The organism is Fodinibius salipaludis, from assembly GCF_002287075.1.
GTDB lineage: Bacteria > Bacteroidota > Rhodothermia > Balneolales > Balneolaceae > Fodinibius > Fodinibius salipaludis.
In genome coordinates, this window is the sequence record NZ_NSKE01000003.1 from 152,309 (window position 1) to 171,160 (window position 18,852).

The 18,852-nt window shown below is 40.8% G+C and carries 17 protein-coding genes; 13 read left to right on the forward strand and 4 right to left on the reverse strand.

Features of this window, described 5'->3' with window-relative positions; all coding sequences use genetic code 11:
* Positions 1-110: 110 nt before the first annotated feature.
* Positions 111-1,196 carry a DNA polymerase IV gene (gene dinB, locus CK503_RS04930; RefSeq protein WP_095605687.1) on the reverse strand — a complete coding sequence of 362 codons (1,086 nt, stop codon included), beginning with the start codon at positions 1,194-1,196 and terminating at the stop codon, positions 111-113.
* Between the two features lie 133 nt (positions 1,197-1,329).
* Between dinB and CK503_RS04935 the strand changes: the two genes are divergently transcribed.
* The 13 genes from CK503_RS04935 (at position 1,330) to rho (ending at position 16,744) form a co-directional block, all read left to right on the forward strand.
* A complete protein-coding gene (locus CK503_RS04935) occupies positions 1,330-1,593 on the forward strand; it encodes a hypothetical protein (RefSeq protein WP_095605688.1) in 264 nt (87 codons plus the stop codon).
* Positions 1,594-1,813: 220 nt separating this feature from the next.
* On the forward strand, positions 1,814-2,548 hold the full coding sequence (locus CK503_RS04940; protein ID WP_095605689.1) for a hypothetical protein: 735 nt from the start codon (positions 1,814-1,816) through the stop codon (positions 2,546-2,548).
* Between the two features lie 101 nt (positions 2,549-2,649).
* Positions 2,650-3,177: a 2'-5' RNA ligase family protein gene (locus CK503_RS04945; RefSeq protein ID WP_095605690.1), complete on the forward strand. Its 528-nt coding sequence runs from the start codon at positions 2,650-2,652 to the stop codon at positions 3,175-3,177.
* Positions 3,178-3,273: 96 nt separating this feature from the next.
* The gene (locus tag CK503_RS04950; protein WP_095605691.1) at positions 3,274-4,677 is read left to right on the forward strand and encodes a Glu/Leu/Phe/Val family dehydrogenase; all 1,404 of its coding nucleotides are present in this window, start codon (positions 3,274-3,276) and stop codon (positions 4,675-4,677) included.
* Positions 4,678-4,805: 128 nt separating this feature from the next.
* Positions 4,806-6,296, forward strand: coding sequence for a sodium/proline symporter (locus CK503_RS04955; RefSeq protein ID WP_095605692.1), 1,491 nt, complete (start codon positions 4,806-4,808; stop codon positions 6,294-6,296).
* 504 nt (positions 6,297-6,800) lie between these two features.
* On the forward strand, positions 6,801-7,391 hold the full coding sequence (locus CK503_RS04960; RefSeq protein ID WP_095605693.1) for an LPP20 family lipoprotein: 591 nt from the start codon (positions 6,801-6,803) through the stop codon (positions 7,389-7,391).
* Positions 7,392-7,729: 338 nt separating this feature from the next.
* Positions 7,730-9,595, forward strand: a complete 1,866-nt coding sequence (glgB, locus tag CK503_RS04965) for a 1,4-alpha-glucan branching protein GlgB (protein ID WP_176466214.1) — start codon at positions 7,730-7,732, stop codon at positions 9,593-9,595.
* Positions 9,596-9,726: 131 nt separating this feature from the next.
* The gene (locus CK503_RS04970; protein WP_095605695.1) at positions 9,727-10,545 is read left to right on the forward strand and encodes a phosphosulfolactate synthase; all 819 of its coding nucleotides are present in this window, start codon (positions 9,727-9,729) and stop codon (positions 10,543-10,545) included.
* A gap of 36 nt (positions 10,546-10,581) precedes the next feature.
* On the forward strand, positions 10,582-11,400 hold the full coding sequence (locus tag CK503_RS04975) for a glycogen/starch synthase (protein WP_095605696.1): 819 nt from the start codon (positions 10,582-10,584) through the stop codon (positions 11,398-11,400).
* 90 nt (positions 11,401-11,490) lie between these two features.
* A complete protein-coding gene (locus CK503_RS04980) occupies positions 11,491-12,681 on the forward strand; it encodes a hypothetical protein (RefSeq protein ID WP_141239886.1) in 1,191 nt (396 codons plus the stop codon).
* Positions 12,682-12,683: 2 nt separating this feature from the next.
* Positions 12,684-13,967, forward strand: coding sequence for a BamG family beta-barrel-assembly machinery protein (bamG, locus tag CK503_RS04985; RefSeq protein ID WP_095605698.1), 1,284 nt, complete (start codon positions 12,684-12,686; stop codon positions 13,965-13,967).
* Between the two features lie 58 nt (positions 13,968-14,025).
* The gene (locus CK503_RS04990; protein WP_141239887.1) at positions 14,026-15,363 is read left to right on the forward strand and encodes a tetratricopeptide repeat protein; all 1,338 of its coding nucleotides are present in this window, start codon (positions 14,026-14,028) and stop codon (positions 15,361-15,363) included.
* Between the two features lie 184 nt (positions 15,364-15,547).
* Positions 15,548-16,744, forward strand: a complete 1,197-nt coding sequence (gene rho / locus CK503_RS04995) for a transcription termination factor Rho (protein WP_095605871.1) — start codon at positions 15,548-15,550, stop codon at positions 16,742-16,744.
* A gap of 248 nt (positions 16,745-16,992) precedes the next feature.
* Here rho and CK503_RS05000 read toward each other — a convergent pair whose 3' ends face one another.
* From CK503_RS05000 to purQ, 3 genes are read right to left on the reverse strand one after another with little or no spacing between them, the layout of a single operon-like run.
* Positions 16,993-17,439, reverse strand: a complete 447-nt coding sequence (locus CK503_RS05000; RefSeq protein WP_255233334.1) for a rhodanese-like domain-containing protein — start codon at positions 17,437-17,439, stop codon at positions 16,993-16,995.
* Positions 17,366-18,133, reverse strand: coding sequence for an LPS export ABC transporter ATP-binding protein (gene lptB, locus CK503_RS05005; protein WP_095605701.1), 768 nt, complete (start codon positions 18,131-18,133; stop codon positions 17,366-17,368). Before lptB ends, CK503_RS05000 begins: the two co-directional genes overlap by 74 nt.
* Positions 18,134-18,150: 17 nt before the next feature.
* On the reverse strand, positions 18,151-18,852 hold the full coding sequence (gene purQ / locus CK503_RS05010) for a phosphoribosylformylglycinamidine synthase subunit PurQ (protein WP_095605702.1): 702 nt from the start codon (positions 18,850-18,852) through the stop codon (positions 18,151-18,153).

The window sequence follows — 18,852 nt, forward strand, 5'->3', positions numbered from 1 at the left end:
CAGGTTGAAATGGATTATTTTCAGCTGCTAAAGATAAGGAAAATTAATGGGTATCAAGAGTTGTGAGATGGTTAAATATCAGCAGGAATTGTAGTGACTGAGAAGAGGAACTATTCAAAAGGGATTTCCAACTGTTTGAAATGGCCTTTTTCATTGAGGTTTAAATTAGAAAGCGTGATACCGAGCAGGCGTACCTTTCGCTCTCCTACTTTGGTTTCTTCAAGCAACGAAATGGCAGTGTGGGCGATATCTTCGGCATCATCAATATAATGACTGAAAGAAGTACTTCGGGTGATAGTCTCAAAGTCGTCGTATCGTACCTTAAGTGTTACGGTTTTTCCTGCTGCATTCTTGTCTTGCATGATTTCAGAAATTTTCTCGGACAATTCGCGCAAAAAATTATTAATCCATCCCAGATCATCCACATCCTCAGAAAACGTCCGTTCTTTCCCTATTGACTTGCGAATACGATGGGTCTTTACTTGCCTATTGTCGATACCTCTAACAATGCGATAGTAATACCGTCCGGTTTTACCAAACTCATTTACCAGATCAATTTCCGACCATTCTTTTAGATCTTGGCCGGTATAAATTCCCAGCGATTTCATTTTAGATTCGGTAGCGTCTCCTATCCCATGGAATTCGCCAATTTCGAGCTTCTCTAAAAAGTCATGGGCATCTTCGGGAAGAATTACCGCGAGTCCGTCCGGTTTATCTAAGTCGGAAGCTACTTTGGCCAAGAACTTATTATGTGCAACGCCTGCTGATGCTGTCAGCCGGGTCTTTTCTTTGATGCGTTTGCGAATCTCCTTTGCGATTAGTGTAGCAGAGGGCAGATTAATATGATTTTCGGTGACATCAAGATAGGCCTCATCCAGCGAAAGCGGCTCAACGAGATCCGTAAATTCGAAAAATATCTCTCTGATTTGGTCTGATACTTTGTGGTAAACTTCAAAGCGGGGTTTTACAAAAATAGCATGCGGACATAAGCGCACCGCTTTGGCTGCGGGCATAGCTGAGTGAACACCATATTTTCTAACTTCATAGCTGGCAGCTGCAACAACCCCGCGGCCTTCGGGTGATCCTCCTACAATTACGGGTTTCCCGCGATATTCGGGAAAGTCGCGCTGCTCAACGGATGCATAAAAGGCATCCATATCAATATGAATAATTTTACGGATGTCTGGTTTAGCCATAGGAACAACAATTGAGAGAAAGCTATGGAATATATGGGATCAGAATGGATCTATTGTAAAAAAATAGGTTCCAAAATCGGTTAAAAAAGTATATTTTTTGTGCAAATCATTTTAAAATAAAATATATGACGGAATGGAAGAATTAAATGGGACCATGATATTCTGGCTAATTTCTGTTGGGTTGATAGCTGGAGCCCTTACCAAGGTAAGTATTTGGAAAAAAGGTGTTGAGCTTGTTCCCAACCTTATTGCCGGTGTTGCCGGAGCTGTAGTAATTGGGAGCTCTGCTGTTATGATTAATATGCCGGGAAGTTTGATGTTTGGTTTTTTAGGGAGCTTAGCGGTGCTTTTTATAATGAATGTCTTTTACTTACAATCTGACAAAGATCATGCTTAAATTTTCTGCTGTACTTTTTAAAGAGGTTCTACTTCAGAATATTATTTATTGAGATGGATTGGATTCTTATCCAAAATTTATTTAATTAGCAGCAGGGATTGTGATGAGTTGTACTGGGGTTCTGGTTTCGGCCAGGACCCTTTTTATTTTTATGATGTGATGTAACTTTTCTTTTGGCCGGTCGTGCAAAAAGATGATCCACAGTTATATCATAGAAAATATGGAAACAGAACAGAGCCCCTCTTTTAATCATCTCAAAGAGTTTAATGATCAGTTCGATCAACAGTTACAAGAGCTTGATAGAGAGCCGTCAGGTGATACCTCATCTTCTTGGAAGAAAGCACTGCTAAAAATTTTACTGGGTATCATCGCTTTAGTCCTGCCTTTTTTCCTGCTTGTCAGAACTTCGGTATTTATGTATAGCAACTATCAAACAAATGGATGGCTGGCACTCTCGATCGGATGTATAGCTACTGTAATATTATTGTTGCTTTATGGAGGTGTTTTTGTCTATAGGTTTGGCATGGCAAATAAAGCTCTTACGTACATCTTCCGAGGGGTTTTAGTATTGGTGGTGGCGTATACTTTTTATGGGATGTTATTTTATTCGAGCCTGAATACCAAGACAGAAGAAATACGTTCCTATTATCGCTCGTTACATCCCATAATGCGAGTAGCCTTGACGACTGTAACACTTGCGGACAGTGAGATAGTAGTAATAGATATACAGCGTCGTCCCGAGGACTATCACCGAATGGGACTTTCTGAGAATGAACAATCACTGCATTATATTCAGCCCAGCGGATATGTGCATGCGGTGGATTTACGCACTAAAGATAAACCAAATTGGAAGAATTCGATGTTTGAATATTCTTTTAAGATTCTTGGATTATCAACTATTCGCCATGTTGGTACCGCTGATCATTTGCATGTTTATTTGCCGTTGAATAAATAAAAAAGGACTTAAGTAACCTGCACTGTTTTAAAATAGTTGGTTTACTGTATATTTAAGAAGACATGAACCGGAATCTTTAAGAGAGATAAAGAGTCATAGTTATGGAAAAGCCAGTAACATATTCGCTTTGGTTAGAACCCACGGGTGATGTGGCCTATAAGTTACAACAGCGTATAAAAGATCTGAGTAAAAAGCACGATACACCGGTATTTTCTCCCCACGTAACATTGCTTGGGGGATTGACGGCATCGAAAACCGAGCTTGTTGCATTAACAAATACGCTGGTCTCATCGGCGCCCCCCTTTGATTTAACACTTACAAAAGCAGGATATCGAAACACCTATTATCAATCATTATTTATTCATGTAGCGCAGAATGAAGGGCTTACAAATTTGCATAGTAATGCTTGCCGCTTATTTGATTGCCCCGATGAATATAAAAATGAATACATGCCGCATCTTAGTTTGCTGTATGGGGATTTGAGTCAACAGCAAAAAGAGAGAATTCTCAACAAAATTGGCCGAGAATTCTATATTCAGTTTGTTGCAAAGAAAGTAGTGTTACTGCAAACCGATGGGAAACCTAAGGAGTGGAAGAAGATACATACAGCAATGTTTAAAGAGAAGTAATAAATGTTGACACTCTGTAATAATATTGCGATTGTCGATCTAATAAGTTGCTACTAAGTTTGCTCACAATATTACATCAGCTAAAAAATCTATTTTATGTCCGACTATAAATTTTTCGCCCAGGTAAATGAGGCGTTCGATAAGGCAGCCAAATACTCTAAATATGACAAGGGGCTGCTTGATCAAATTAAAATCTGTAATAACGTTTATCATGTTACCTTTCCGCTTGAGCGTGATGACGGTTCTATCGAAGTAATTCACGGGTGGCGGGTAGAACACAGTCATCATAAATTGCCCACCAAGGGAGGTATTCGTTTTAGCACTACCGTCAATGAAGATGAAACGATGGCTCTGGCGGCACTTATGACCTATAAGTGTGCTGTTGTTGATGTACCTTTTGGAGGGGCGAAAGGAGGTATCAAGATTGACAAATCCAGATTTTCGGATAGTGAGATAGAACGCATTACTCGGCGCTATGCCTATGAGTTAATTAAAAAGGACTTTTTAGGACCGGGATCTGATGTTCCGGCCCCTGATTACGGTACCGGTGCTCGCGAAATGGGATGGATTTTAGATACTTACCGGCAGTTAAAGTCTGATATTAATGCCGAAGCATGTGTTACGGGCAAGCCCATTCCTCAGGGCGGGGTACGGGGCCGTACCGAAGCAACCGGTCGCGGAGTATATTTTGGGATCCGCGAGGCTTGTAAAAACAAAGAGGACATGGAAGACCTCGGTTTGGAACCCGGATTGGAAGGAAAGACCTTTGTTGTTCAGGGACTTGGTAATGTAGGTTATCATGCGGCACAAAATATGATTCAGGGTGGTGCCATCATGGTTGGCGTGGCAGAAATTGAAGGCTCTATATATGATGCTGAAGGAATAGATCTTGAACGATTGATGGAGTATCGAGAAGATACCGGTTCCATATTGGGCTTTGATGACACCACAGAGCTTGAAAGTAACACTAAAGTGTTGGAAGCCGAATGCGATATTCTGATACCTGCTGCGCTTGAAAATCAGATTAATGAAGGAAATGCAGCTAATATTAAAGCAAAAATTATTGGTGAAGCGGCTAACGGCCCAACAACTGCTAAGGCCCACGATATTCTAAGAGAAAAGGGAGCGCTTATAATACCTGATAGCTATCTGAATGCCGGCGGAGTAACAGTATCATATTTTGAGTGGTTGAAGAATTTATCTCATGTTCGCTTTGGACGTATGGAAAAGCGATTTGAGGAGGGCAGTTATCGTAAAATTCTAAATGTTATTGAAAATATTTCTGACCGTAAATTTTCGGAAGCCGAAATGGGTATACTGGCCCAAGGGGCAGATGAGAGAGATTTGGTAGATTCGGGGCTTGAAGAAACGATGGTCAACTCCTATAACGAGCTGAATGAATTGCGGAAAACTCATGATATTGATCTTCGAACCGCGGCTTTTCTAAATGCGATTAATAAGGTTGGGATCATCTATAACCAGATGGGTATTTTCCCATGATTGATAATTGATTCAGGGAGTGTAACCGCCATTTATTATGACCTCATTTTATCTGATAATGTTTGCTGTGCCACTGCTAATTATTGGGTTGGCAGTGGCTCTTTCTTATCGCATAAAATACCGTGATAATGGATGAAACGCAGGTTATCTCGATTGCGGTAGATGAATATGCAGTTGGAGCATTTATTGGATACCTCTTGATACTTGTTGGTATAGGAATATATTCTTCCCGCTTTTCCTCGGAGGGTATCAGCGAGTTTTTTATTGGAGGACGTCAGATAAATCGCTTTGTGGTAGCTCTGTCGGCAGTGGTATCGGGACGCAGTGCTTGGCTTCTTGTGGGCGTAACCGGTATGGCCTATGCCCAAGGCGCTTCGGCGGTATGGGCTGTGATGGGATATGTTATCGTTGAGCTTTTTCTTTTTCTGTATTATGCCCGGAGGCTCCGTAATTTTTCGGAAACTTACAATTGTATAACCGTTCCCGACTTTTTCGCCGAGCGATTTAATGATAAAAATGGCTATCTGCGCATTGCACTGGTTGTCGTATTCTTGATTTTTATGGTCAGTTATGTATCGGCACAGTTTGTGGCGGGTGGTAAAGCTTTTGCCTCCAGTTTTGGCCTTACACAAACCAACGGCATTATTCTCACTGCTGTTGTCATCATGGGATATACCGTTCTTGGCGGGTTTTTGGCCGTGAGTCTGACCGATATGTTTCAAGCTATCTTTATGGTTTTTGCATTAGTGGTGCTTCCTTTTATTGCTATCTGGGATGCGGGTGGTCTGCCGCAGGTTTTATCGCAATTAAATAATATGGAAGCAGGTTTTGCAGATCCCTTGGCCATTGGTTTCGGCGGACTCCTTGGCTTCTTGGGTATTGGGCTTGGATCACCCGGGAATCCGCATATTCTTTCTCGTTATATGTCGATCGATGATCCTAAGCAGCTGCGGTGGTCGGCTGTTATAGGCACAATTTGGAATGTCTTAATGGGATGGGGTGCCATTTTTATTGGTCTGGCAGGCAGGGTTTATTTCCCCGAGGCAGAACTGCTGCCGGCCGGTGATACGGAAAACCTTTATCCCGCCTTGGCACAAGAGCACTTGCATCCTATAATGTTCGGGGTTGTGGTTGCATCAATATTTGCCGCTATTATGTCTACGGCAGACTCACAGCTTTTGGTAGCGGCCTCATCAGTAGTTCGCGACTTGTATGACAAAATTATCAAAAAAGGTCAGAAGATTACCCAGCGGAAGCTGGTACTTTACAGCCGAATTATCGTAGTAGTTCTTGTAGCTATAGCACTGGTCTTAAGTTTGATTGCTCAAGAGCTGGTGTTTTGGTTGGTACTCTTTGCCTGGGCCGGATTGGGAGCAGCCATTGGCCCAACTTCTATACTTGCTCTTTATTGGAAAGGGACGACCCGCATGGGAATTTTTGCGGGATTAATTACCGGAACAGTAGTAACGATTGGTTGGTACTACAGTCCGGTATTGAAAGATAATCTCTATGAGTTGATTCCGGCCTTTTTACTTAGTTTCTTAGCGACATGGATAGTAAGTGTATTCACTCAAAAGCCGGATAATATTGAAGAGGCTTTTGTAGAATTTAAAAAATAAGTGGGGTCTGATACGCAGTAAGGTTTCCCATCGTACATGATAGGGTTATTAATACGTTCCCACTTGGTTCTTCATCAGAGAAGTGAGTAAATAATAAGGGCTAAATGCCCTTATTATCGCACTACGATATAATCGAGATCGGTAAGTTGATCAAGTAAGTATCCAAGCATAATTGTTCGGTTATCACAATCCGATACCGGATAGTATTTCGTCTCAATGGTTCAGTGCATATATGGCTGAGGGACATAAAGGAAGAATGAATGGAAAAGTATGCGCGTCAAAGAGCAGTTCAGGTTGTACAAGAGAAGTTATCTTCAGAGTTTTGGGGGTTTATAGAAATAAAGAGTTACTATCTGTCGAATAAACGTAATTAGTTAAGCTATTTGTCAAAGAAATGTGATTTGCTGATAATTTTTATAAACTGTTATTCCATTTTATGGGATACACTTAAAAAAGTTCATCAATACAGACTACTTTAATTATCAAATACAAACAGGGATCATTATGAAAATACGTGTACTACTTACTGTTTTAGTAGCCGGGGTTTTAGTTATAGGATGTAGCAGTTCGGAATCGACAACCGATAATTCGGGAAGTGACTTACCAAGTTGGTACACCAATCCGCCCGGCAGTGATAATGAATATATCTATGCTGTTGGAGAGGGTACTGCTACTCGCAGAAGTATGGCCAGAAAGCAGGCGTTGCAGAAGGGAAGGGCAGCACTTACGCTTAAGCTTGAGTCAGAAGTTAGTGCCATACAAAAAAAACTTGCTGAAGAAACAACATCAGGAACAAATAGCAATTACAGTGAAGTATTTTCAGATGTATCTAAATCAGTTGATCAACAAACGTTACGCGGTGTAGATATTGATAGAAGCGAGTTTTATATACGCGATAATAACACTAAGCATGAGGTGCTTTTGCTGGTGCGGTTACCCGTTGGTGAAGCGGCGAATGCTTTGAACAAAGCCCTTGAAAATACATTGTCGAAAGAAGAAGAGATGTATACGAAGTTTAAGGCATCAAAAGGCTTTGAAGAAATAAAAGAGTCTATTGAAGAGATGAAAAATGGCAGTATGCCATCTGAGCAATAATTTAAAAAAGACATGACTGTTTAGGTTTAGAATATTTCGATCCGGATTAACCGGGTTGGGATATTTAATTTTATAAAGGGGAGGGAGATTTGAATTTATTATTCAGATAGATTTTAATCCGATATTGCGAATTGCAATATCTTCTGTTAAATGTCAAACTCTTTCCTTTTCGCTTTACCGGTACTCATATTTCACCGGCCTTTGTTTTTTATACCGCTCCGGTAATGTAAAAAGTATTGATCTGTTATGAATATCGTTGCCGGTGTTGTTATTTGGTCTATTATGCATTAACTATATTATCTAAATTGGATTTTGATAATGTCTTAACTTCCAAGCTATTGAAAACGATTTTAACGGATAAAGAAAAACAGCATTGGCAAGAGGGACACCAATATGAAGCTTATGATTTTATGGGTTCCCGCCTTACGGATGATGGGGTGTATTTTGCTGTTTGGGCACCGCATGCTTACAGTGTGAGTGTAGTTGGTGAGTTTAATAATTGGGACGGCCGAGAACATCCTATGGAGAAGGATGAGGATACGGGTATTTGGACAACCTTTATACCTGATATTGAACACTGGGCTTTGTATAAATATGAGTTGAAAACGGCTGAGAATGCTCCTCCCTTTTTAAAATCAGATCCTTATGCTTATGCCATGGAAGTACGCCCCAAAACAGCTTCGCTGGTGTACGATTTGTCGGATTATGCGTGGGATGATGAAGAGTGGATGGAAAACCGGGAGCAGCGTCAGTCATTTCAGCAACCCATATCTATATACGAAGTGCATCTGGCATCATGGAAGAGAAAGGGAGAAGATAATAATGAATATTTAAGCTATCGGGAGTTAGCACATGATTTAGTTCCCTATGTAAAGGATTGTGGGTTTACACATATCGAACTAATGCCTATTGCTGAACATCCCTATGATCCCTCTTGGGGATATCAAGTTACGGGTTATTTTGCTCCTACCAGTCGCCTGGGAGATCCCAAGGATTTTATGTACTTCGTAGATGAATGCCACAAAAATGGGATTGGGGTGATAATGGATTGGGTGCCCGGCCATTTCCCAAAGGATGAGCAAGGGTTACAAATGTTTGACAGTACTCCTTTGTATGAGTATGAGGACCCTAAAAAAAGAGAGCAGAAAGATTGGGGTACCTATATTTTTGATTATGGGAAAGACGGAGTGCGAAACTTTTTGCTGTCAAACGCACACTACTGGTGCAATAAATATCATATTGATGGGCTGCGCGTTGATGCAGTAGCTTCTATGTTATACCTGGACTATTCTAAGGAGCCGGGCGAATGGTCACCGAACAAGTACGGGGGCAATGAGCATTTAGAAGCTATTCAGTTTTTGAAGGATTTTAATAAGATGATCCATGGTGAGTTTCCGGGAATACTAACCTTTGCCGAGGAATCTACCTCTTGGCCCGGAGTGACAACGCCTGTACATGAGGATGGACTTGGTTTTGATTACAAGTGGAATATGGGATGGATGAATGATACGCTGGCGTATATTCAAAAAAGTCCCAAAGAACGTGAGGATGATCCCAACAAGATTACCTTTCCAATGATGTATAACTATTCGGAAAATTTCATTCTCCCCTTCTCGCATGATGAAGTGGTACACCTTAAAAAACCCCTCGTTTGGAAAAGTACAGGCAATGAGGATGAACAGTTTTCTAACCTGCGCCTGCTATTTACATATCTTTTTGGTCATCCCGGCAAGAAATTGTTGTTCATGGGTGATGAGTTTGCTGAGACAAGTGAATGGGCCGAGGATCGATCACTTCATTGGCATCTGCTGGATCATAAACGGCATCAGGGGATTAAAAAACTGGTAGATGATTTAAATCGTTTGTACAAGCAGGAAGAATCGTTACACCAGCTGGATAAAGATCCTAATGGTTTTGAGTGGATAGCCTTGGGAAAAGAGCAAGTATCGGTGTTTTCATTTTTAAGAAAGGCAAAGGAGCCTTCCAACCATCTTTTATTTATATTGAATTTTTCTGATCGACAGATATCTGATTATTCGGTGGGGCCTTTTAAAGGGGAACAGTATCGTATAATTTTTAATAGTGAGTCGGAATATTACGGGGGGATAGATAAAGGTGGACACTATGGATTAGGAGAAGAACAGCACGTTTGGATGGAGCCGTATTCAGCATTGGTATTAAAGCCTGAGCGAGAACTTGAATAATTTGTTCGGTTTCGTTCATTTGGTGGAGTTGTTGGGTACAGGTTTATAGGAATAAAGGTCGTAAAATATTTTATTAACAGGCTCTATTTTAGTATATTTGTCCGTTTAATTTGTCAAATTTATAATTTCCAATGTCTTTTAAGCTCAATCACCTCCCAAACCGTACTGAGAAACCTCGAGAAAAAGGAATGACGCTTGTTTTAGACAAGGGTCTAAGTGTTCGACAAGTTGAAGATTTTTGCAAATCTTGTTCCAAATATATTGACATTGTAAAGCTTGGCTGGGGAACCAGTTATGTAACACAGAACCTGGAAGAGAAACTGGCTGTATATTCTAATGCGGATATACCGGTTTATTTTGGGGGAACACTTTTTGAAGCGTACGTACTCCGTGACCAGCTTGATGCGTATATGGAGCTGTTAGATCGGTTTAATATCGAACATGCCGAGGTGTCAAATGGTACAATATGGCTTTCCGATCAACGAAAGGTGGAGATTATTCAGAAGATGAGTAAGCACTTCACCATTTTGTCGGAAATAGGGAGTAAAAACCCGAATGATATCATACCGCCATATAAATGGGTAAAAATGATTGAGCGTGAGCTCGAGGCCGGTGCGTGGAAAGTTATCTGTGAAGCTCGAGAAAGTGGAACAGTGGGCGTATTTCGTCCCAATGGTGAGGTACGCTCTGGACTTATTGATGAGATCGCAGACTCAGTACCTGTTGAGAATTTGATTTTTGAGGCACCTCAAAAAGAACAGCAAGTTTGGTTTATTCGTAAGTTTGGAAGTAATGTAAATCTTGGCAATATACAGCCTTCAGAAGTAATTCCTGTCGAAACCCTGCGTCTGGGGCTACGAGGCGATACGCTTTTTGATTTCTATTCACTTGATGACGAAGAGATGAGTCAGCTTTATGCGGATCAGGAGAAAAAAGAGTCCGACGAATAAACAATAAATAAACAACGAATTTATTAGTATTTATCTATGAAAGTATTATATGCTGCCGCTGAAATATCTCCTTTTGCCAGAATGACACATACGGCTGATTTACTCCGGTTTTTGCCGGCATCCTTACAGGATAAAGGATATGAGATTCGTATTTTGTTACCTAAGTATGGAACCATTAATGATCGCAGAAATCGATTGCATGAGGTAATTCGTTTGTCTGGTATTGAGATCGAAGTAGGCGAAAAAATAGAAAATATGCGTATTAAGGTGGCAAGCATACCTAATGCGAAGCTACAGGTATACTTCTTGGATAATGACACCTACTTTAAGCGTAAAGCTATGTTCATGAATCCGGAAACGGATGAACACTATGATGATAATGACGAGCGAATCGTCTTTTATAGCAAAGGTGTTTTGGAAACGGTAGCAAAATTGGGTTGGGAGCCTGATATCATACATTGTCACGATTGGGCGGCAGGGCTAATCCCATTGCTTGCCAAAGAGAAATATAACGATTTGGATCTGTTTAAGGATACGGAAGTCATTTACAATATCCACCACCCCGAAAACAACGGCATATTCAATAAAAAGCTGTTAGATTTGGTTGGTTTGCCTGATTCTGTAGATAAGGACAATCTTATAGAGGGAGAGAACGTTGACTTACGCACCCTCGGTTTAAAATACAGCGATCATGTTGTAACCGGCAATCATATAACAGATGAATTAGACGATCTTTTTGAGCAGTTGGGTGTTTCGGCAAGAAAAATTCAGGGATCGCCTGAAGATGTTTCTGATAAATTTGCCGACTACTATGATGAGATTGCCGGAACCGAAGAAGAAACGGAAGAATCATAAATTTAGAGCAGTATCTCGTTGCAAAATTTTATACAAATCTCTTTTCAACAAGCAAGGTCATTTTATTTAGTATTAATTTTAAGTGTTTTGGTGGGGCTTAGCGCCTGCGAAAACCCGGGTTCGGTAGGAGGTGACCTCACAGACCCAACTTCAGAAGTAGTACAAGACACGTTGATTATTAATGGTCTAACCTCTGTAGATGCCACATCTTATTCTGGTGAGCAGAATTTCTTTTCGGCCGGCAGTTTTGAGGATCCGCTATTTGGCAATATGGGCGCTACGGGCTATTTAAAGCCCAACTTGCCAGCCTCGTCGGATACGATGAAAGCAGATGGGGAGATGCTGTTACAGATTATGTATAACCTTGGACAGGTTTCTGGAGATACCGTTGGTACCCAGCGATTTGACCTATATCAAATCAATCAGTATTGGCGCGATCGTGTACTCAAAGTTGATGATGAGCTTACGTTAGGACAAAAGCTCGGTGAATTTTCGGTTGGATCAGAGGATTCACTGATGATTAATCTATCTGACATCGCTCCACAGTGGGTGGATGAATATCGTACCTATGCCGAAGATTCCAAAGATGATACGACGGGCTCGGTTGATTCGACCTATAAATACGAAGCTCACGGCTTGGCGTTAGTTGCCCAAAACAGTACGAAGATTCTGCCATTGTATCGAGATTCAACTCGTTTTGTTATACAGCATCCCGAGGCGGATACCTTTGATGTATCGCTAAATAGATGGGGGTATAGCTTAAGCAGAGGAAGTGGCAGCACTTTCCCGCAGGGTTCAATTCCTTTGCATAGCACCTACGAGAGCGTACTAAACTTTAAAGAGTTGGGAATTGATCGACTGGATGTACAAGTTTCCGGATTGTCGCGGGCTATATTGGTACTAAGTGAAAATGCTGAGGCCTTGGAACAAAGTTTGAGCGGAGAACCTTCAACTACTAAAAGGGCAAAAGAACAGGTAGCATATTTGCATTTAGCTAACCCGGGAGGGCTGCCCGAGAATATAGACCCTGGTGCACCGTTGAATAGTCCAACCAGATTGCAGGGAGTTTACTCTGCTGAAAGCGAAACTTTCCGGTTTGATGTGACAAGCTTGGTCGAAAATATTATAAGAAATGGATTTCCGGAAGATCGGGAGTTTTTTGTAACGCTCCCAAATAATGGTGTGATAAAATCTACCCTTATAATGACGGATGATGGCCAGGTTCCCGACGGATTGAAGCCAAAAATTATAATTACCTCTTTAAAAAATATTAAGAATTAGCGTTGAAAAAGTTAGCTCTTATAGTAACACTACTGGTTTTTGGAACGTCTGCAGCATTTGCCCAATCAGGTGATGCTAAGGCTGCAAGTGGATCTGTTTATTCCAAGATAGGTATTGGATATCCATTAGCCACAAGTAATTCGGCAGCCCAATCTATGGGATTGCTGGGTGTTTCTTTTAATGATACGTTCGTAGGATCGATTTCAAACCCCGCTCATTGGGGGAATACTGTTTATGGTATTGGGGTAGGTGAGGTTGGCGTTGATTCTTATACTGCCAGTGATGCTACGGGAAGTGTAACAAATTCAAATTTTTCGGTTGGCCAATTTCAGCTTCAGCTTCCCATTATTCGAGGAGAGTTGGGAGTTTCGGGTTCCTTTATTCCTGTAACAGAGGCAAAATTTCGGACTTTTGAGCAAAAGACACTGGGAGTTGGAGGAGAACCTCTTGATTATAGTGTTGAAAATCGTGGTAGTGGTGGATTAAATAGAGCTGAGTTAGGACTTGGTTGGAGGATTAATTCAAACATATCGGTTGGATATGCTACCTCATTATATTTTCTCTCGATGGATGATTCATATGTAGCACAATTTCCGCAATCTCCTTTTCGTGATGCGAACTTTGCTATTGAAACCAGCGGACACAGTTTTGGACATCGGGTGGGAACATCAATTCGGCTGCCCAACATTTTGCGAGAAGATGATCAGCTGGGAATTGGAGCAACGGTTGACCTACCCGTTGAGCTAAATGCAGAGCGGAAACAAACAGGTGTTATAGATAACGGAGCAGTAAACTTGACTAAGGACTTGCAAAATGCGGAAGGTCCCATTAAACTACCGATGAAAATTAGTGGTGGAGTAAGCTACAGACCCAGCAATTTATTAATGGTAGGTCTTGAAGGACTTTATGAGGGTTGGTCAGGATATGAAAATGATTTCAAACCCTCAGAAGATGAGCTTTTTGTAGATCGTTATAAAATGGGTTTGGGAATACAGTATTTTCCTTATGTCACAGGTTCAAATAAATTTTTATCCAGTTTTAAGTATCGGGCGGGAGCTTCTTATGATACCGGGCACTTGGATATTGATGGACAACGAATAAATACACTTAAATTTGCGTTCGGGATTGGAATTCGATCACCGCGATCAAACTCTTCCATTGATTTAAGTTTTGAGTATGGAATAAGAGGTGCACAAACATCAAATTTGGTTAAGGAAAATATTTGGGGAGTACGATTGACGCTTAATTTAGCTGAAGTAATGTTTTTCCGTCCAAAACTTCAATAACAATAAATTGCTTTAGAAACAGTTTTAAATCTGAACCATACAGTTAAATGTCAGCATTATGAAAAAATTAATACTAATAACGGCTTTTATCTTCTTAGGCAGTAGTTGGTCCTTGGCACAGTCCGAACAGTCTTCTGTGCAGCCACCAAGTGGAATGAGTGAAATACAGGCGTATTCCATTTTTTATGAAAACTATAAAAATGATTCTTTTGAAGAGGCTATAAAATTTGGCCGATGGATGTGGCAGGGAATGCCTGAAACAATTGAAGGCTATTCGCGCTTCGATCTAAAAAGAAATATTGGGCGGCTCGTTACGTCTTATAATGAAATGGCACAGAAGCAAGAAGATCCCTCACTTAAAGAAGCCTATGTTGATACTGCTCTTTTGATCTTTGACAGAGCATTTGAGAAATTCTCAGATGATAAGGATGCAAAATATGATTGGTATATAAAGAGAGGCCGTTTGCTACAGACCCATTCCGATAATGTTGATAATGCATCAATGCGTGCGGCAGAAAATTATTATAAAGCTTTTCAGCTGAAGCCGGAGGAGCTTACCAAAAGATCTAAAGGATATTATATACAAAGGATACTCAATGAGTTTTCTTCTGGTGGCAAAAAGGATGAGGCCTTGGCTGTGATGAAAAAAGCAGAGCCGCATGCCTCCCAAGAATTATTAAATTCGTTTAGTAATGTAAGAGAAGAACTTTTTGATTCTCCGGAAGAACAGATTGAATTTTTGGAAAGCGAGCTTGAAAGCAGCCCAGAAGATGAAGAGGCTTTAACGAAGTTGCGTGATGTTTATCAGGAACAGGAGATGGCTGCGGAGGCACGAGAAGTAAGCCAGAAATTGTATGAATTGAATCCGAACTTTGAAAATATAATGGCTGTGGCTGAGGCTGCTAAGAATAACGCCAATTATGATTCGGCCATACAGTATTTCAAGGAAGCAATGGATAAGGCCTCAACGGATAAAGAAAAAGCTGATATAGCTTTAAATATTTCTGAAGCCTATTTAAACCAAGATCAATTGCAGAGTGCTCGTAAGTTTGCTCGTCAGGCTATTAATAATAATAATAGTTGGGGCGATCCCTATATTCAGATTGCTGATATTTACGCTCGAGCAGTAAATCAGTGTACTGGTGACCGAAAGCTTACACCCGAGGATAAAGCTGTTTACTGGTTAGTATTGGACTATCTGGATAAAGCGAAGCAGGTGGATCCAAATACGTCAAATGAAGTAGATCGAAAATATCAGTCGTATAAGCCGGTTACACCTTCAAAGTCTGAGAAGTTTTTCTGGAAACCACCATTAGAAGAAGGGGAAAGTTTTGAAATTAACTCCTCCTTGATGGAATGCTACGTCTGGATCAACGAAACAACAACTGTTCGATAAATTTTAAATAACGATAAAGATTATTATCTTTATCTACTCGATTTGGCAGTACAGCTTTAAAGCTGTACTGCTTCTTCACCTCTCAATTCTTAAATCACAATTGCACTCCTACCTTTCTGTGTGTTAGTAGTTCTATTTTTTATAACAGCAGATATGTAGGTATTAAGCTAAATCATTGGATGTAATGGGACGTTCACGGAATAATAAGAATCGCGGTGGTAATAAAAATAAGAATGTTTTTGTGCCTCGATTTAACGATAATAAAAATGTGGAAGTAGCCGGTCGATATAAAGGCGTAGTCGAAATTAATGAAAAGAACTACGGCTTTGCTCGGGAGAAAGATCATGAATTTAGCTATGAACCCAGCGATCCTTTTCTAAGACCCGACGAAGTTAAAAAACATAACCTCCGGCCTGGTCTGGAAATTGAAGGTGAATATGAAGAAGATGGAAGAGGACATCGTCATATTTATTCTATTGAGAAAATAAATGGACGTGATCCGATGGAGTGGCAACGAGCTACCCGTTTTGAACTTCAGACTCCTATTATGCCTAATGAGCATATTGAGCTGGGTGTTGATCCCGAAGATATTGAGATGAGAGTGATGGATTTGATTGCTCCTGTTGGAAAAGGACAGCGGGGGTTATTGGTTGCACCGCCTCGGACCGGGAAAACGGTGTTGTTGAAAAAAATAGCTGAATCATTAACTAAAAATCATCCGGATATCAGTACCGGAATATTGTTAGTGGATGAACGTCCCGAAGAAGTTACTGATTTTCTCAGATCAACAGATGCAGAGGTATTTGCCTCTTCAAATGATAAAGAAACCAGCAGTCATATAAGAATAACGGAGCTCGCTCTGGGATATGTTAAACGAAAAGCTGAAATGGGTGATGATGCGGTGTTACTTATTGATTCTATTACCCGACTGGGACGAGCTTATAATAATATTCAGGAAAGCAGTGGGCGTACCCTTTCAGGTGGGCTGGACATACGCGCATTGGAAATCCCCAAAAAAATATTTGGCTCGGCACGAAAAATTGAGGGAGGCGGATCGTTAACAATTATAGCAACCTGTCTTATTGAAACCAATTCCCGAATGGATGATCTTATTTTTGAGGAGTTTAAGGGGACCGGTAATATGGAGGTTGTACTTGATCGTGAGTTAGCAAACGATCGCATCTATCCTGCTATAAACATAAGTGCCTCGGGAACTCGGAATGAAGATAAGTTTATTGGCGACTCAATGGAAGAACGGAATATGGTACGTCGCTATTTGCTCAAAAAATCGCCGAAAGAATCCATGCAGAGCTTACTTAAAGTATTAGGAAATACCGACAGTAACGAAGAGCTACTTAATCAAATAGCTGCGATGGTGTAGTCGGTAGAAATATTGATTCAAATTTTGTAACTATGGGACTGTAGGAACAAGCCCCCTTTTATATCTACCAAAGTTAATATGGCTACAAAATTTGAGAGAGGATTATTTAAAACCGTGACCTTTTTAGGTGCAGTAATAGGCAGTTATATAGTAGGTACTGCAATTTATACCATAATTTATGGGAACGGTTTTTGGTATAATTTTGGCTATTCAGTGGGATATTTAACCCAAAAAATGGGTCAGTTGTTTTAGTAAACAGGCAAACTATCATCAATTTCGCGGGCCCATTTATTAATTCCACCTTTGAGATTCTTCACGTTTTCGAATCCTTCTTCCTGTAGTAATTCACATGCCTGGGCACTGCGACCTCCGCTCCGGCAAAGGCAGATGATTTCATTATCTTTGTGATCTTCAAGCTCATCAATTCTGTCTGCCAGTTCGCCAACAGGAATTAATACTGAATTTTCAACATCAATCTTAGACTGATATTGTTCGAAGGGTTCACGTACATCTAAAAGAAGGAAGCCCTTTTGGTTATCAATTTTTTCTTTTAACGACTGTACAGTAATTTCATCCATTATCCTAAATATCGTGCTATTTTGGGTTAAAAATTCATTTGTATTACTCTTCTTGCTGTCGACCATAGCGGTCCAGTCTAAATTGATCACCGAGGTATAGACGTTTAGCTTCTTCATCTTCAGCCAATTCATCAGCGGACCCTTCTTTTAAAATATTGCCCTGAAACAATAAATAAGCGCGGTCAGTGATTGCAAGGGTTTCGTGCACGTTATGATCCGTAATAAAAATACCAATATTCCTGAATTTCAGATCAGCTACAATTTCTTGAATATCTTCTACCGCAATGGGATCCACTCCGGCAAAAGGCTCGTCTAAGAGGATGAATTTGGGATCCGTAACAAGGGCCCGGGCAATCTCTGTTCGGCGGCGTTCGCCCCCCGAAAGGCTGTAGCCTTTGCTGTCTACTACACGTTCCAGGCCAAACTCTTCAATGAGCTGATCAACACGTTGATTAATTTCTTTGTCGGTGAAATCAAAAAACTGGAGAATTGATTCGAGATTTTCTCGTACGGTTAAATTACGGAATATGCTTGCTTCCTGGGATAGGTAGCCCACTCCAAGACGAGCTCGTTTATACATCGGCATACCGGTAAGATTTTTGTCATCCAGATAAATCTCACCACTGTCGGGTGTTACCAATCCCACAAACATATAAAAGGTGGTGGTTTTTCCTGCACCATTTGGCCCCAGCAGTCCTACAATTTCTCCCTGGGTTACATCAATAGATACATCCGAAACAACGGTACGCTTTTTATAGCTTTTGGTAAGACCGCGACTGTAAAGCGTTTTGTTGGATGATTGTTTTGACATAAATAGTTGTTGCTGGTTTATGCAACAGCGAGTTCATCAAGAACTGATTCAAAAATTAGCTTGCCGTCATCAGAGCCGATAAGTTCTTCAACAGCACGTTCGGGATGAGGCATCATGCCAAGAATGTTACGTTGGGGATTACAGATTCCGGCGATATTATCGACAGATCCGTTAAAGTTAGCTTCTTCAGTGACCTTACCTTGTGAGTCACAATAGCGAAAGACAATTTGATCGTTATCCTGGAGTTTTTTCAATTGATCTTCGTCTGTAAAATAATTCCCTTCACCGTGTGCTACGGGAATCTGCAGCACTCTTCCTTCTTCAATATTTCGGGTGAAGAGCGTATCGGATGTTTCGCAGCGCAGATGAGTTTGCTTACAGACGAAGCGCAATTGCTGGTTATGCATCATGGCTCCGGGAAGAAGACCAGCTTCGAGCAGGATCTGAAATCCGTTACAGATACCTAATACGGGGCCGCCCTTTTCAGCAAATTCGATAACTGATTGCATGATGGGAGAAAAGCGGGCAATAGCACCGGAACGGAGATAATCACCGTATGAAAATCCACCGGGAATCAACAGAAAGTCGATATCCGATAGGTCGGTATCTTTATGCCATAGAAATTTCGTTTTAGCGTTCATGACATGAGCCATGGCATGGTACGCATCATGATCACAGTTAGAGCCGGGAAATACAATTACGCCAAATGTAGCAGACAC

Excerpts from the sequence above, each read along its gene's own strand:
- dinB (WP_095605687.1), bottom strand. The coding sequence starts at position 1,196 with ATGGCTAAACCAGACATCCGTAAAATTATTCATATTGATATGGATGCC.
- CK503_RS04935 (WP_095605688.1), top strand. The coding sequence starts at position 1,330 with ATGGAAGAATTAAATGGGACCATGATATTCTGGCTAATTTCTGTTGGG.
- CK503_RS04940 (WP_095605689.1), top strand. The coding sequence starts at position 1,814 with ATGGAAACAGAACAGAGCCCCTCTTTTAATCATCTCAAAGAGTTTAAT.
- CK503_RS04945 (WP_095605690.1), top strand. The coding sequence starts at position 2,650 with ATGGAAAAGCCAGTAACATATTCGCTTTGGTTAGAACCCACGGGTGAT.
- CK503_RS04950 (WP_095605691.1), top strand. The coding sequence starts at position 3,274 with ATGTCCGACTATAAATTTTTCGCCCAGGTAAATGAGGCGTTCGATAAG.
- CK503_RS04955 (WP_095605692.1), top strand. The coding sequence starts at position 4,806 with ATGGATGAAACGCAGGTTATCTCGATTGCGGTAGATGAATATGCAGTT.
- CK503_RS04960 (WP_095605693.1), top strand. The coding sequence starts at position 6,801 with ATGAAAATACGTGTACTACTTACTGTTTTAGTAGCCGGGGTTTTAGTT.
- CK503_RS04970 (WP_095605695.1), top strand. The coding sequence starts at position 9,727 with ATGTCTTTTAAGCTCAATCACCTCCCAAACCGTACTGAGAAACCTCGA.
- CK503_RS04975 (WP_095605696.1), top strand. The coding sequence starts at position 10,582 with ATGAAAGTATTATATGCTGCCGCTGAAATATCTCCTTTTGCCAGAATG.
- CK503_RS04990 (WP_141239887.1), top strand. The coding sequence starts at position 14,026 with ATGAAAAAATTAATACTAATAACGGCTTTTATCTTCTTAGGCAGTAGT.
- rho (WP_095605871.1), top strand. The coding sequence starts at position 15,548 with ATGGGACGTTCACGGAATAATAAGAATCGCGGTGGTAATAAAAATAAG.
- CK503_RS05000 (WP_255233334.1), bottom strand. The coding sequence starts at position 17,439 with ATGAAGAAGCTAAACGTCTATACCTCGGTGATCAATTTAGACTGGACC.
- lptB (WP_095605701.1), bottom strand. The coding sequence starts at position 18,133 with ATGTCAAAACAATCATCCAACAAAACGCTTTACAGTCGCGGTCTTACC.